We start from the raw sequence: 13,941 nt of genomic DNA, 5'->3' as shown, positions 1-13,941 counted from the left end.
CACTTGTCGTATAGACACAGATCAAGCAAAGCGAGGGTTGTAGCCCGACGAGCGGGTAATCACCTTGTCAGTGTGTGGATTTGTTTCTTACCATGGCGGCCAATTTTTAGTGCCACAGACGTACCTAAGTAGATGCCTGTTCAAACAGGCCAAGCAAGCTGATGGGAGAGGACTGAATGAGCAATGACGGCGTCAACGCAGGCCGGCGCCGCTTCCTCGTAGCCGCGACATCCGTGGTCGGGGCAGCGGGGGCAGTGGGGGCTGCGGTACCGTTCGTGGGGTCATGGTTTCCCAGTGCCAAGGCGAAAGCCGCAGGGGCACCGGTGAAGGTCAATATCGCCAAGGTCGAACCAGGCCAGCAAATGGTGGCTGAATGGCGTGGTCAGCCCGTGTTCATCGTGCGCCGAACGGACGAAATCCTCGGCAACCTGAAAAAGCTCACTGCCGAGCTCTCCGATCCTGAATCCAAGGCATCGGTGCAGCCCACCTACGTCGATCCGCAGAATCGCTCGATCAAGCCCGAAATCCTCATTCTGGTCGGCTTGTGCACCCACCTGGGGTGCTCGCCTACGTTCCGTCCCGAAGTTGCCCCGGCCGACCTTGGGCCGAAGTGGGTCGGTGGCTATTTCTGCCCTTGCCACGGTTCGCACTACGACCTGGCGGGTCGTGTCTACAAAGCCCAGCCGGCGCCTCTGAACCTGCCAGTGCCACCGCACTCGTACGAGTCGGACGACCTTGTCGTCATCGGCATCGATCAGGAGAAAGCATGATGAGCAAGTTCATGGAGTGGATCGATGCGCGCTTCCCCGCCACGAAGATGTGGGAAGACCATCTGAGCAAGTATTACGCGCCCAAGAACTTCAACTTCCTGTACTTCTTCGGCTCGCTGGCGCTGCTGGTGCTGGTCAACCAGATCGTTACCGGCGTATGGCTGACCATGAGTTTCACCCCCTCGGCGGAAGAGGCCTTCGCCTCGGTCGAGTACATCATGCGTGACGTCGAGTACGGCTGGATCCTGCGCTACCTGCACTCCACCGGCGCCTCGGCGTTCTTCATCGTTGTCTACCTGCACATGTTCCGCGGCCTGCTCTACGGCTCCTACCAGAAGCCGCGCGAGCTGGTCTGGCTGTTCGGCATGCTGATCTACCTGGCGCTGATGGCTGAGGCCTTCATGGGCTACCTGCTGCCATGGGGCCAGATGTCGTACTGGGGCGCCCAGGTGATCATTTCGCTGTTTGGCGCGATTCCGGTGATCGGTGGCGACCTGACCCAGTGGATCCGTGGTGACTACCTGATCTCGGGCATCACCCTGAACCGCTTCTTCGCCTTGCATGTGGTGGCCTTGCCGATCGTGATTCTCGGCCTGGTCGTGCTGCACATTCTGGCCTTGCACGAAGTGGGTTCGAACAACCCCGATGGTGTGGACATCAAGAAGAAAAAGGACGAGAACGGTATCCCGCTGGACGGCATTCCATTCCACCCGTACTACACCGTCAAGGATATCGTCGGCGTGGTGGTGTTCCTCTTCGTGTTCTGCGCCGTGGTGTTCTTCTTCCCGGAAATGGGTGGTTACTTCCTGGAGAAACCGAACTTCGAGCAGGCAAACGCCTTCAAGACCCCTGAGCATATCGCCCCGGTGTGGTACTTCACGCCGTTCTACGCGATCTTGCGTGCGGTGCCCGACAAGCTGTTCGGGGTGATCGCCATGGGCGCTGCGATCGCTGTGCTGTTCGTGTTGCCCTGGCTTGACCGCAGCCCGGTGCGCTCCATGCGCTACAAGGGTTGGCTGAGCAAGGTCTGGCTGCTGGTGTTCTGCGTGGCCTTCGTCATCCTCGGTGTGCTGGGCGTACTGGCACCGACCCCGGGGCGTACCTTGCTGTCGCAGGTGTGTACGGTGCTGTACTTCGCCTACTTCCTGCTGATGCCGTTCTACACAAGGCTCGAGAAGACCAAACCGGTTCCGGAAAGGGTGACTGGCTGATGAAAAAGTTGATTGCAGTATGCTTGCTGGCACTGATGCCTGGCCTTTCGTTTGCCGCCGAGCACAGCCTGGAGCTGGACAAGGTCGATGTCGACCTCACTGACAAAGCCGCCCTGCAGGATGGTGCGCGGACCTTCGCCAACTATTGCATGGGCTGCCACAGCGCCAAGTTCCAGCGCTATGAGCGGGTGGCCGACGACCTGGGGATCCCGCACGAGCTGATGCTCGAGAACCTGGTGTTCACCGGTGCCAAGATCGGTGACCACATGAAGATCGGCATGCAGCCAAACGATGCCAAGACCTGGTTCGGCGCGGCGCCTCCCGACCTCACCCTGGTTGCCCGGGTGCGTGGCAATGACTGGCTGTACACCTACCTGCGTAGCTTCTACGAGGACCCCGCGCGGCCGTACCGGGTGAACAACAAGGTCTTCCCCAATGTGGGGATGCCCAACGTGCTGGTCGGCCTGCAGGGTAATCAGGTGATTGGCTGCAAGCAGGTGCAGACCGTGGTTGATGGCAAGAAGCAATTCGACCCGCTCACCGGCAGCCCGCTGACCCATGAAGCGTGCGACCAGCTGACCGTCGAGGAGAAATCCGGTACCCTGACGCCCGAGCAGTTCGACGAGAAGGTCAAGAACCTGGTGACCTTCCTGGCCTATTCGGCCAACCCGGTCAAACTGGAAAGCCAGCGCATCGGTACCTACGTGTTGCTGTACCTGGCTTTCTTCTTCGTATTCGCCTACTTGCTCAAGCGCGAATACTGGAAGGACGTGCACTGATCACGCAGTAGTTTCTGGTTGTTGAACGCGCCCGGGGCGCCCTGGCAGAAATGCCAGGGTGCCCCGGGCGCGTTTTCATTTACAGTTTTACAAGCATCCCGTGCGAGGAGGCGCTACATGGGCGCAACCAACAGGTTAGCCTGCTATTCCGACCCCGCTGATCATTACTCTCATCGGGTACGCCTGGTGCTCGCCGAGAAAGGCATCGCCGTGCAGATCATCGACGTCGATGCCAAACGCCTGCCGCCCAAGCTGGTCGAAGTGAATCCTTATGGCAGCCTGCCGACACTGGTCGATCGTGACCTGGCGCTGTATGAGTCGACCGTGGTGATGGAGTATCTCGACGAGCGTTATCCTCATCCGCCCTTGATGCCGGTATACCCGGTGGCGCGTGGCAACAGTCGATTGCTGATGCACCGTATCCAGCGCGACTGGTGTGCCCTGGCCGATACCGTGCTCGACCCGCGCAGCAGTGAGGCGGCACGCACCCAGGCGCGCAAGGAACTGCGTGAGAGCCTGACCGGCGTAGCGCCGCTGTTTGGCGAGATGCCCTGTTTCATGAGCGAGGAGCAAAGCCTCGTCGACTGTTGTCTATTGCCCATGCTCTGGCGTTTGCCGGTGATGGGTATTGAATTGCCACGGCAGGCCAAGCCGTTGCTGGATTACATGGAGCGACAGTTCGCCCGCGAGCCTTTCCAGGCGAGCCTGTCTGCTGCCGAACGTGAAATGCGCAAGGTTTAAGAGGAACCGTTGATGAAATCCAGTCGCCCCTATCTGGTTCGTGCGCTGTACGAGTGGATCGTCGACAACGATTGCACGCCCCATATGCTGGTCAATGCCGAGTATCCGGCGGTCCAGGTGCCTCAGGGTTTTGCCAGTGACGGCCAGATCGTCCTGAATATTTCGCCCAGTGCTGTGCGCAACTTGCACATGGACAACGAAGCGGTGAGCTTCGACGGGCGCTTTGGTGGTGTATCCCACACGCTCTTTGTGCCGGCCGGCGCGATCCTGGGCATCTATGCTCGTGAAAACGGTCAGGGCATGGTCTTTGAGCTGGACCCGCCGCTCGACGATGAAGACGACCTGCACGATGAAGGTGTCGAGCCGGATGACGATGGCCCGCCGGAAGGCGGGAGCCAGCCTCCACGCCCCAGCGGTCGACCCAGCCTCAAGGTGGTCAAGTAACAAAAAAGGCGATCCTTGTGGATCGCCTTTTTTGTACCAGATCGCGGGGCAAGCCCGCTCCCACGTGGAGGATGCCGGGGCGGCTTACTGGATCAGCCCGAACTCACGGGCCAGTGCCTTGTAATCGGCCACCTGCTTCTTCACATAGCCGTCCAGCTCTTCGCCGGTCATGGCGAACGGGAACAGTTCGCGCTGGTCGCGCAGCTTGGCGAAGTCTTCCGAGGCGAGCATCTTGTCGAACGAGGCTTTCCACCAGGCGTAGTCTTCATCGCTGACCTTCGGCCCCAGGTAGAAACCACGCACCACCGGCCAGACGATGTCGTAGCCCTGCTCCTTGGCAGTGGGGATGTCTTTCATTTCCGGCTCGTCCAGGCGCTTCTCGGAGAACACCGCGAGGATGCGCATGTTGCCGCTCTGGATGTGCGGCATGGAGTCGGAAATATCGGTGGAGCCGACTTGGATATGGCCACCGAGCAGCGCGGTGGCGATTTCGCCGCCGCCTTCCAGGGCCACGTAGCGCAGGTCGCGTGGGTTGATGCCGGCGGCCTTGGCGATCAAGGCGGTCTGCATCCAGTCCTGGCTGCCGACGGTGCCGCCGGAGCCGATCACCACTTTGCTCGGGTCTTTCTTCAGGGCCGCGACCAGGTCGTCGAGGGTCTTGTAGGGCGAGTCACTCTTCACCGCGATGGCACCGTAGCTGGTGCCAACCGCCGCCAGCCACTTCACCGCGTTCTCGTCAAAGCGGCCGAACTTGCCCTGGGCCAGGTTCAGCAGCGAGCCGCTGGACCAGGCCACCAGGGTACCGGCGTCGCCTGGGCGCTGGGCAACCACGGCGTTATAGGCCACCGCGCCGACCCCGCCGGGCATGTAGGTCACGCGCATCGGTTTGCTGAGGATCTTCTCCTCCACCAGTGCGCTCTGCACCAGTTTGCAGGTCAGGTCGAAACCGCCGCCGGGCGAGGCCGGGGCGATGCATTCAGGGCGTTTCGGTTCAGCGGCCAGGGCATTGCCGGCCAGCAGCAGGCAGCCGGTTGCGAGGGCGAGGCGGCGCAGTGAAAAGGTCATCGTCTATCTCCGTGAGCATTGTTGTTATTGGGTTACCACAGAGCCACGCTGTAGCTCACCAGCAGCCGCACCTCGTCCGCGTCGCGGGCGAAGTTGGAGCGGAAGGTGGCGTTGCGCAGGCGCACGGCGACGTTTTTCAACGGGCCGCTTTGTACCACGTACTTGAGTTCGGTGTTGCGTTCCCACTCCTTGCCCTCGCCACCGGCGGCGCGGCTGACGTTGTCGCCGTTGATGTAGCGGGTCATGAAGGTCAACCCGGGCACGCCCAGGGCTGCGAAGTTGTAGTCGTAGCGCGCCTGCCAGGAGCGCTCGTCGGCACCGGCGAAGTCGTTGATCTGCACGAAGTTGACCAGGTAGGGGTCGGCGCCGTCGACATAGGGGAAGGCGCTGTCGCCGCTCAGTTGCTGCCAGCCGGCGCTGAACTTGTGCCCGCCCAGGCCATAGCCGAGCATGCCGCTGAAGGTGGTGTTGTCGATGCGCCCGGCCTTGGCCTGGCCGGCTTCGTCGCTCACCGCCAGGCGCAGGTCGGCGCTGAAGGTGCCTGGGCCCCAGGGCTGGGTGGCGAGCATGCCGATGAAGTGCTGGCGGTAGATATCGTCGAGCTGGGCGAAGTGGTAGCTGCCGGTGATACGGTCGGTGAACTTGTAGTCCAGGCCTGCCAGGTCGAGGTTGTCGGCGCTGAAGCTGCCACCGAAGCGGCCGTTCTTGTTGTTCAGCGCCAGGTCTTCCCAGTTGGTGTCGTTGCGGTCCTTGGCCTTGTCCAGGCGCCCGCCGGTGAAGGTCAGGCCCTTGATCTCGTTGGAGGTGACCAGGCCACCTTCGAAGGTCTGCGGCAGGATGCGACCATCGTTGGGCTGCAGGGTGGGCAGCTCGGGGATCAGGGTGCCGATTTTCAGTTCGGTCTTGGATACCTTCACTTTGCCGGTCAGGCCGAGCTTGGAGTACTCGTCGGCCGCCTTGCCGTCGTCATGGGTGGGCAGCAGGCCGGTGTCGGTGCGGTCGGGGCTGGAGTCGAGCTTCACGCCAAGCATGCCCAGGGCATCCAGGCCAAAGCCCACGGTGCCTTCGGTGTAACCGGACTCGAAGTTGAGCATGAAGCCCTGGGCCCATTCATCGCGCTTGGATTGCTGCTTGCTGGTGCCGTCGCGGAAGTCGCGATTGAAGTACATGTTGCGGGTTTCGAAGGTGGCAGTGCTGTCTTCGAAGAAGGCGGCCTGGCTCAGGGGCGCGACACCGACAAGGGCGACGGCGCTGGCGAGGGCGCATGGGCGGGCGGCGAACGAACGGGAAGGCGCGAAGGCCTGCGGCTGCATGGACAGCATCGTCGGTGACTCCAATTATTGTTCTTATAAATTGCACCTTGCTGGTGCTTTTGGCGGCGCGCGGGGCGACCGTGGTGCGATGCTAGGCAATCAACCTTTCGCTAACCTTTCAGCGTGAAAGGTTTGCTGCCGGGGCTTCACAGGCCCGGTGACGGCGGTACACTCCGCGCAAAAATCCGCGCAAAAAGCCCTGCCCGGGCTGGGAGAATCCGATGCGTGTGCTGCTGGTCGAAGACCACCTGCAACTGGCCGAAAGCGTGGCCCAGGCCCTCAAGAGCCAGGGGCTGACCGTGGATGTACTGCACGATGGCGTGGCCGCCGACCTGGCGTTGGCCAGCGAGGACTATGCCGTGGCGGTGCTCGATGTCGGCCTGCCGCGCATGGACGGCTTCGAAGTGCTGGCGCGCCTGCGCGGCCGCGGCAAGACCGTGCCGGTGCTGATGCTCACCGCGCGCAGCGATGTGAAGGACCGCGTGCATGGCCTGAACCTGGGCGCCGACGATTACCTGGCCAAGCCTTTCGAACTGACCGAGCTGGAGGCGCGGGTCAAGGCGTTGCTGCGCCGCAGCGTGCTTGGCGGTGAGCGCCAGCAGCGTTGTGGCCCGCTGGTCTATGACCTCGATACCCGGCGGTTTTCCCTCGAAAACGAACCACTGACGCTCACCCAGCGCGAGCAGAGCGTGCTCGAAGCCTTGATCGCCCGCCCGGGCCGGGTGATGAGCAAGGAGCAGCTGGCAGCTCAAGTTTTTGGCCTGGACGAAGAGGCCAGCCCCGACGCCATCGAGATTTATATCCACCGCCTACGCAAGAAGCTCGATGGTCATCCGGTGGCCATCGTCACCTTCCGTGGCCTGGGTTACCTGCTCGAGCACCGCGATGCGTGACAACGGCAGCCTGCGCGGGCGCTTGCTGGGCAACCTGGCGCTGCTGCTGGTGGTGCTGATGCTGGCCAGCGGCCTGAGCGCCTACTGGAATGGCCGTGAAGCGGCCGACACCGCCTATGACCGCACCCTGCTGGCTTCGGCGCGGACCATTGCCGCCGGGCTCTCGCAACGTGACGGCACGCTCAGCGCCGATGTGCCCTACGTGGCCCTTGATACCTTCGCCTATGACAGCGCCGGGCGTATCTACTACCAGGTGCTGGACATCCACCAGAAGCTGATCTCGGGTTATGAAAACCTGCCGCCACCACCACCGGGTACGCCGCGCACCGACGACTACCCGGCCTTGGCGCGTTTTTACGACGCCACGTACCAGGGCCAGGATGTGCGGGTGGTCAGCCTGCTCAAGGCGGTCAGCGAACCGAACATGAATGGCATGGCCGAGATCCGTGTGGCCGAAACCGAAGAGGCGCGGGTACGCATGGCCCGTGGCTTGATGGCCGATACCCTGCTGCGCCTGGGCATGCTGGCGCTGGGTGCGCTGGTGCTGGTGTGGTTCGCGGTCAGCGCCGCGCTGCGCCCGCTGGAACGCCTGCGTGGTGCGGTGGAAGAGCGCCAGCCGGACGACCTGCGGGCCCTGCCAGTGGTGCAGGTGCAGCGCGAACTCGGGCCGCTGGTGCGTGCGCTCAACCACTTCACCGAGCGCCTGCGTGGGCAGTTCGAGCGTCAGGCGCAGTTCATCGCCGATGCCGCCCATGAGCTGCGCACCCCGCTGGCGGCGCTCAAGGCGCGGGTCGAGTTGGGCCTGCGCTCGAAGGATCCCGAGGAGTGGCGCCAGACCCTGGACGCCGCCGCCCAGGGCACCGACCGTCTGACCCATCTGGCTAACCAGTTGCTATCGCTGGCACGGGTGGAAAACGGCGCACGGGCCATCGCCGAAGGTGGAGCCCAGCGCCTGGACTTGAGCCAGTTGGCCCGTGAGCTGGGCATGGCCATGGCCCCCCTGGCCCATGCCCGCGGCGTGTCGCTGGCGTTGGAAGCCGAGGCGCCGGTTTGGCTCAAGGGCGAGCCGACCTTGCTCAACGAGTTGCTCAGCAACCTGGTGGATAACGCCTTGGCCCATACGCCGCAAGGCGGCGATGTGGTGCTGCGGGTGCTGGCGCCGGCGGTGCTGGAGGTCGAGGACGATGGGCCGGGGATTCCCGAGGCGGAGCGCGAGCGGGTGTTCGAGCGTTTCTACCGGCGCAGCGCGCAGGGCAGCGGGCTGGGCTTGGCCATCGTCGGCGAAATCTGCAGGGCGCACCTGGCGCAGATCAGTCTGCATGATGGCGAGCGGGGCGGGTTGAAGGTGCGGGTGAGTTTTATCGCTGATCAGTAGGCGTTGGCGACCTTATCGCGGGGCAAGCCCGCTCCCACATGCGTTGTTGGCGTGGGAGCGGGCTTGCCCCGCGATGGGCTTGATTCAGCGCAACATGTTCCGCGCTTCCAGCAGCTCATCGACATTCAGCTCGGTCCCGTAGGGCAACCCCAGGTGCCGGTAGGCGGGCAGCGCCGCCAGCGGCCGACTGCGCCCGCGCTGGCTGATGCAGCGGGCGACCTGTACCACATCGATGTAGTCGACCTGGTCGGTGCGCCGGTCCAGGTCCTGGACCTGGACCTGGCCGGGCAGCTTGACCAGCTGCTCGGGGAATTCCCAGGCACTGAGGATCTTGTCACCCAAGGCTGGCTGGATCTGTTCGATCACGTAATGCAGGCACACCGGGTCCGAGAGCAGTTCGTTGTGCTCCTGGGCATAGATCAGCACCGGCAATGCGCCGATCTGGTGAACCAGGCCACCAAGCGCGGCCTGGTCGGGTTTGAGCTGGGTGTAGCGGCGGCACAGTTCATAACTGATGCCGGCGACTTCAAGGCTGTTGGCCCAGATATCGCGCAGTTTTTGTTCAACCGCCGGGGCGCGGGCGTGGAAGATCTGCTCGATCACCAGGCCAATGGCCAGGTTGCAGCTGTAGTTGATGCCCAGGCGGGTGATGGCGGTGTGCAGGTCTGTGACTTCAACCGCGGCGCGCAACAGCGGGCTGTTGACTACCTTGATCAGGCGCGCCGACAGGGCGGCGTCGCGGCCGATCACCTTGCTCAGGGCCGAGACGCTGATTTCGCTGTCCTCGGCGGCTTCGCGGATGCTCAGGGCGACTTCCGGAAGCGTTGGCAGGACCAGATCGTCGTTGTCGATGGCAGTGAGCAATTGCCCTTGGACCATCTCGGCCAGCTTGTTCATGGACTTCTCTACGGCAAAGGTGGTGCGGCCCCGCCGCGTGGGCGGGGCGGGCTGGTCAGCGTTGGATTTCCCGGTCGCGGTCCAGTTCGTAAGGCAGGTCGAGCAGCGTCAGGCGCGGGCCTTCGAGGCTGCCCAGGTGCAGGTTGTCGTCGGCCACTGCGTCGGCGCTGAGCACGGCCAGCAGCTCGACGCCGTTGCTTGCGCTGGCGGCGATCACCACTTCACCGACCGACGAGCCGTGGGTGGGCGAGAAGATCTCGGCGCCGGGCGCCGGTACGTCGGCCTGGTCGAGCGCAAGGCGGTACTGGCGGCGCTTGAGCTTGCCCAGGTACTGCATGCGCGCGACGATTTCCTGGCCGGTGTAGCAGCCTTTCTTGAAGCTCACGCCATCGACGGCCTGCAGGTTGATCATCTGCGGGATGAACAGCTCGCGGGTCGGGCCCATGACCTGGCCGATGCCGGCGCGGATCTGGCCCAGCAGCCAGTCGTTCAGTGTGCCCTCGGGCAGGCTGGCAGCGAGTGTTTCGCGTACTGCCGTGGCCTGTTCGGCGGGCGCCCACAACTCTACCCGGCCAGCCGAGACACGAACGGCGATCAGGCTGTCATGTCGCACGGTCGCACCAGCGGCGTCTGGTACGTTCATGCCCAGCGCCTGCAGGGCCGCTTCGGCGTGCTGCAGGCCAAAGCGTGCCCAGGCAGCGCTTTCGTCGCTCAGGGTGGCCTTGGAGAACACGGCGTACTTTTTAAGGTCTGCCAATTGCGCATCGAGCAGTTCGCTGGCCATTGCCAGCAGGTAGCCATTGCCTTGCGGGAGGATGCGGAAGCTCGACTGCATCCGGCCCTTGACCATGCAGCGCGCGCCGAGGCTGGCGTGCTCATCGCTGAGGTAGTTGAGGTTGCAGGTCAGTTGGCCTTGCAGGAACTTGCCGGCGTCGGACCCGCGCACGGCGAGGATGCCCTCGTGGGCGAGCGTACAGAAAAAAGCGGAATCGGCCATGGGTCATCGCGGTAGCTAGAGACTGGCGGCCATCATAGAACGCCAGTAACAAAATAGGTAGGTGACTAGACCAACGCCCGGTGTCGCTTCGTGCGCCGCACGGTATACTGCCCGACCATTCGAGGAGGGCCCCATGGTCGAACAAACTGAACTCAACCGGCTTTTCTGGCACAGCCGCCGTGGCATGCTGGAACTGGACGTGCTGCTGGTACCTTTCACCCAGGAGGTCTACCCCAGCCTGAGCGAAGCCGACCGTGAACTCTACGTGCGGCTGCTGAGCTGCGAAGACCAGGACATGTTCGGCTGGTTCATGGAGCGCAACGAGTCCGAAGACCCGGAGCTGCAGCGCATGGTCCGAATCATCCTGGACCGTGTCCAGCCCAAGTGATCGTTTCGAGTGCCGCTGGCAGGGCTCACGCCTGCTGCTGACGGCCTACCTCGCCAGCCAGGCGCTGGCGATCATCTCCCTGGCCGTCATCGCGCTGCCGTTGTGGCTGCGCGGCCTGCTGTTCTTCGCTTGCCTGGCGCATGCCTGCTGGGCCATTCCCCGCCGTATCCTGCTCACGCACCCCGATGCGATCACCGGTTTGCGCCGCGACTCGCGTGGCTGGCGTTTGTACAGCCGTGCCCGTGGCTGGCAGGCGGTGCGGTTGTGCCGCGACAGCATTGCCCTGCCAGGGTTGGTGGTGTTGCGCTTCGTGCGCAAGGGCCGCTGGCTCGGCGAGAGCCAGTGCATCGTGAGGGATGCACTGGCCCCTGAGGCACATCGGCGCCTGCGCGTGCGGCTGAAGTTCAGCCGGCGAAGGTGGGCGGCTGCAGGATAGTGTCGCGGGCCTCGGGCAACATGCCCGGGTAGTCGAGGGTGTAGTGCAGGCCGCGGCTCTCTTTACGCTGCATCGCCGAACGGATCATCAGCTCGGCGACCTGGGCCAGGTTGCGCAGCTCGATCAGGTCGCGGCTGACCTTGTAGTTGCTGTAGAACTCGTCGATTTCGTCCAGCAGCATGCGCACGCGGTGTTCGGCACGCTGCAGGCGTTTGCTGGTGCGCACGATGCCGACATAGTCCCACATGAAGCGCCGCAGTTCGTCCCAGTTGTGCGCGATGATCACGTCTTCGTCAGAGTCGGTGACCTGGCTTGCGTCCCAGCAGGGCAGGGCGCGGGGCATGCTCACCTGTTCGAGGTGCGCCTCGATGTCGGCGGCGGCGGCGCGGCCGTAGACGAAACATTCGAGCAGCGAGTTGCTGGCCATGCGGTTGGCGCCGTGCAGGCCGGTGAAGCTGGTTTCGCCGATGGCGTAAAGGCCGGGGACGTCGGTGTGGCCGCGATCATCGACCATGACCCCGCCGCAGGTGTAGTGGGCCGCTGGCACCACCGGGATCGGCTGGCGAGTGATGTCGATGCCGAAGGTGAGGCAGCGCTCGTAGACGGTGGGGAAGTGGCTCTTGATGAACTCGGCCGGCTTGTGGCTGATGTCCAGGTACACGCAATCCACGCCCAGGCGCTTCATCTCGTGGTCGATGGCGCGGGCGACGATGTCCCGTGGCGCCAGCTCTTCGCGTGGGTCGAAACGGGGCATGAAGCGCTCGCCATTGGGCAGGCGCAGCAGGGCGCCTTCGCCGCGCAGGGCTTCGGTCACCAGGAAACTCTTGGCTTGCGGGTGATACAGGCAAGTGGGGTGGAATTGGTTGAACTCCAGGTTCGCCACCCGGCAACCGGCCCGCCAGGCCATGGCGATACCGTCGCCACAGGCGCCGTCGGGGTTGCTGGTGTACAGGTACACCTTGGCCGCGCCGCCGGTGGCCAGCACGGTGAAGCGGGCGCCGAAGGTGTCGACCTCGCCGGTGTTGCGGTCCAGTACATAGGCGCCCAGGCAACGGTCGCCGCCCAGGCCCAGGCGGCGCTCGGTAATCAGGTCGACCGCGACGCGCTGCTCCAGCAGCTCGATGTTCGGCCGCTGGCGTGCCTGGTCGAGCAAGGTCTTGAAGATCGCCGCACCGGTGGCGTCGGCGGCATGGATGATGCGCCGGTGGCTGTGGCCGCCCTCGCGGGTGAGGTGAAACTCGAAACCACCGTCGTCGACGCTGTAGTGTTCGTCACGGGTGAACGGCACGCCTTGCTCGATCAGCCATTCGATCGCTTCGCGGCTGTGTTCGACGGTGAAACGCACCGCGTCTTCGTGGCACAGTCCGCCGCCGGCATTGAGGGTGTCCTCGACATGCGACTGTACGGTATCGGTGTTGTCGAGCACGGCGGCCACGCCGCCCTGGGCCCAGAAGGTAGAGCCGTTGGCCAGGTCGCCTTTGCTGAGTACGGCGATGCGCAGGTGGCCGGGGAGGTTCAGTGCCAGGCTCAGACCAGCCGCACCACTGCCGATCACCAGGACATCATGTTGGAATTGTTGGCTCATGTCGGGACACTAGTAATCTTCGAAGGGGGCACGGCACAATAGTCAAGCGCAGATGGCATTGTGAAACTATCGTGAAACCGGGCCGGGATGCCTTTATAGCAGCCCCGGGGGCCTGATTTCCAATGGCGCTTGCGGGGCAAAGACGAACTTTTTGGGAACTTTCCTCTACCCCAGGAAATCCTAAGAAGGCTGTACGCACGCCACATTTTGCCGCGGCGACGCAGGGCGACAGCCCTTTGCTTGGGCTCAGACCTGCGTACTGAAACCTGATTATCGACGCAGCCGGCCGTGACCGCGCTGCGCCTTTCGTGCGAGCCGACCAAGGGCCGCAGGAAACTTGCTTGGAGGGGAGAACTTTTGCGTAAAGCCCGAGTCTATGGTTGCAAGCCTGAACGATGCTTGTCGCAACGCTCCTTCGAGTTCACTGAGGAGTGTTCATGCTAACCCAGGAAGAGGATCAGCAGCTTGTCGAGCGCGTGCAGCGCGGCGACAGGCGAGCGTTCGATCTGTTGGTGCTGAAGTATCAGCACAAGATTCTCGGGTTGATCGTGCGTTTCGTACACGACACCCATGAAGCGCAGGACGTGGCGCAGGAAGCCTTCATCAAGGCGTACCGGGCGCTGGGGAATTTTCGCGGTGACAGCGCGTTCTACACGTGGCTTTACCGCATCGCCATCAACACGGCGAAAAACTATCTGGTGTCCCGTGGAAGACGGCCGCCAGACAGCGATGTGAGCTCCGAGGATGCGGAGTTTTACGACGGCGATCATGGTCTCAAGGATCTCGAGTCCCCAGAACGCGCGTTGTTGCGGGATGAAATCGAAGGCACTGTCCATCGCACCATCCAGCAACTGCCGGAAGACCTGCGCACGGCATTGACGTTGCGCGAGTTCGATGGACTGAGTTACGAGGACATTGCCAGTGTCATGCAATGTCCGGTGGGTACCGTGCGCTCCCGGATTTTCCGCGCTCGGGAGGCCATAGACAAAGCCCTGCAACCGCTGTTGCAGGAAACCTGAGACAGCGGCGACAGCCAAGAGAGGAACC

General features: G+C 63.4%; 15 protein-coding genes. 10 read left to right on the top strand and 5 right to left on the bottom strand.

Features of this window, described 5'->3' with window-relative positions:
• Nucleotides 1–176 precede the first annotated feature (176 nt).
• The 5 genes from petA (at nt 177) to RTH46_RS24210 (ending at nt 3,945) form a co-directional block, all read left to right on the top strand.
• On the top strand, nt 177–770 hold the full coding sequence (gene petA / locus RTH46_RS24230) for a ubiquinol-cytochrome c reductase iron-sulfur subunit (RefSeq protein ID WP_125462712.1): 594 nt from the start codon (nt 177–179) through the stop codon (nt 768–770).
• The gene (locus RTH46_RS24225) at nt 770–1,981 is read left to right on the top strand and encodes a cytochrome b (RefSeq protein ID WP_110991633.1); all 1,212 of its coding nucleotides are present in this window, start codon (nt 770–772) and stop codon (nt 1,979–1,981) included. Before petA ends, RTH46_RS24225 begins: the two co-directional genes overlap by 1 nt.
• Nucleotides 1,981–2,760 carry a cytochrome c1 gene (locus tag RTH46_RS24220; RefSeq protein WP_125857530.1) on the top strand — a complete coding sequence of 260 codons (780 nt, stop codon included), beginning with the start codon at nt 1,981–1,983 and terminating at the stop codon, nt 2,758–2,760. The genes RTH46_RS24225 and RTH46_RS24220 overlap by 1 nt, the downstream gene beginning before the upstream one ends.
• 117 nt (nt 2,761–2,877) lie before the next feature.
• A complete protein-coding gene (locus RTH46_RS24215) occupies nt 2,878–3,501 on the top strand; it encodes a glutathione S-transferase N-terminal domain-containing protein (RefSeq protein WP_110991631.1) in 624 nt (207 codons plus the stop codon).
• A 12-nt stretch (nt 3,502–3,513) separates the two neighbouring features.
• On the top strand, nt 3,514–3,945 hold the full coding sequence (locus tag RTH46_RS24210; protein WP_316906818.1) for a ClpXP protease specificity-enhancing factor: 432 nt from the start codon (nt 3,514–3,516) through the stop codon (nt 3,943–3,945).
• A gap of 84 nt (nt 3,946–4,029) precedes the next feature.
• Here RTH46_RS24210 and RTH46_RS24205 read toward each other — a convergent pair whose 3' ends face one another.
• Nucleotides 4,030–5,010 (bottom strand): Bug family tripartite tricarboxylate transporter substrate binding protein, encoded by a 981-nt coding sequence (locus RTH46_RS24205; protein ID WP_110993782.1) that lies wholly within the window; start codon nt 5,008–5,010, stop codon nt 4,030–4,032.
• Between the two features lie 32 nt (nt 5,011–5,042).
• Nucleotides 5,043–6,332: an OprD family porin gene (locus tag RTH46_RS24200; RefSeq protein WP_279847700.1), complete on the bottom strand. Its 1,290-nt coding sequence runs from the start codon at nt 6,330–6,332 to the stop codon at nt 5,043–5,045.
• A gap of 212 nt (nt 6,333–6,544) precedes the next feature.
• Between RTH46_RS24200 and RTH46_RS24195 the strand changes: the two genes are divergently transcribed.
• The gene (locus tag RTH46_RS24195) at nt 6,545–7,216 is read left to right on the top strand and encodes a response regulator (protein WP_153788765.1); all 672 of its coding nucleotides are present in this window, start codon (nt 6,545–6,547) and stop codon (nt 7,214–7,216) included.
• On the top strand, nt 7,209–8,591 hold the full coding sequence (locus tag RTH46_RS24190) for a sensor histidine kinase (RefSeq protein ID WP_153788764.1): 1,383 nt from the start codon (nt 7,209–7,211) through the stop codon (nt 8,589–8,591). Before RTH46_RS24195 ends, RTH46_RS24190 begins: the two co-directional genes overlap by 8 nt.
• Before the next feature lie 84 nt (nt 8,592–8,675).
• Here the strand turns inward: RTH46_RS24190 and RTH46_RS24185 are convergent, their stop codons facing one another.
• Both RTH46_RS24185 and RTH46_RS24180 read right to left on the bottom strand, forming a co-directional pair.
• Complete coding sequence (locus RTH46_RS24185) at nt 8,676–9,488, bottom strand: HDOD domain-containing protein (RefSeq protein ID WP_316906817.1); 813 nt, start codon at nt 9,486–9,488, stop codon at nt 8,676–8,678.
• 55 nt (nt 9,489–9,543) lie between these two features.
• Nucleotides 9,544–10,485 carry a folate-binding protein YgfZ gene (locus RTH46_RS24180; protein WP_316906816.1) on the bottom strand — a complete coding sequence of 314 codons (942 nt, stop codon included), beginning with the start codon at nt 10,483–10,485 and terminating at the stop codon, nt 9,544–9,546.
• 133 nt (nt 10,486–10,618) lie between these two features.
• Between RTH46_RS24180 and RTH46_RS24175 the strand changes: the two genes are divergently transcribed.
• On the top strand, nt 10,619–10,873 hold the full coding sequence (locus RTH46_RS24175) for a succinate dehydrogenase assembly factor 2 (RefSeq protein WP_110993788.1): 255 nt from the start codon (nt 10,619–10,621) through the stop codon (nt 10,871–10,873).
• A complete protein-coding gene (locus RTH46_RS24170) occupies nt 10,857–11,309 on the top strand; it encodes a protein YgfX (protein WP_153788761.1) in 453 nt (150 codons plus the stop codon). Before RTH46_RS24175 ends, RTH46_RS24170 begins: the two co-directional genes overlap by 17 nt.
• Here the strand turns inward: RTH46_RS24170 and nadB are convergent.
• A complete protein-coding gene (gene nadB / locus RTH46_RS24165; protein ID WP_153788760.1) occupies nt 11,278–12,894 on the bottom strand; it encodes an L-aspartate oxidase in 1,617 nt (538 codons plus the stop codon). The genes RTH46_RS24170 and nadB overlap by 32 nt on opposite strands.
• A 437-nt stretch (nt 12,895–13,331) precedes the next feature.
• Here nadB and rpoE point away from each other — a divergent pair, with 437 nt between their 5' ends.
• Nucleotides 13,332–13,913 (top strand): RNA polymerase sigma factor RpoE, encoded by a 582-nt coding sequence (gene rpoE, locus RTH46_RS24160; protein WP_010220971.1) that lies wholly within the window; start codon nt 13,332–13,334, stop codon nt 13,911–13,913.
• The last annotated feature ends 28 nt before the right edge of the window (nt 13,914–13,941 follow it).

It is taken from the genome of Pseudomonas sp. zfem004, assembly GCF_032621715.1.
In the GTDB taxonomy this organism is placed as follows: domain Bacteria; phylum Pseudomonadota; class Gammaproteobacteria; order Pseudomonadales; family Pseudomonadaceae; genus Aquipseudomonas; species Aquipseudomonas sichuanensis.
Note: the sequence above shows the minus strand (reverse complement) of the source record. Positions and strands in the feature narration are given on the sequence as shown.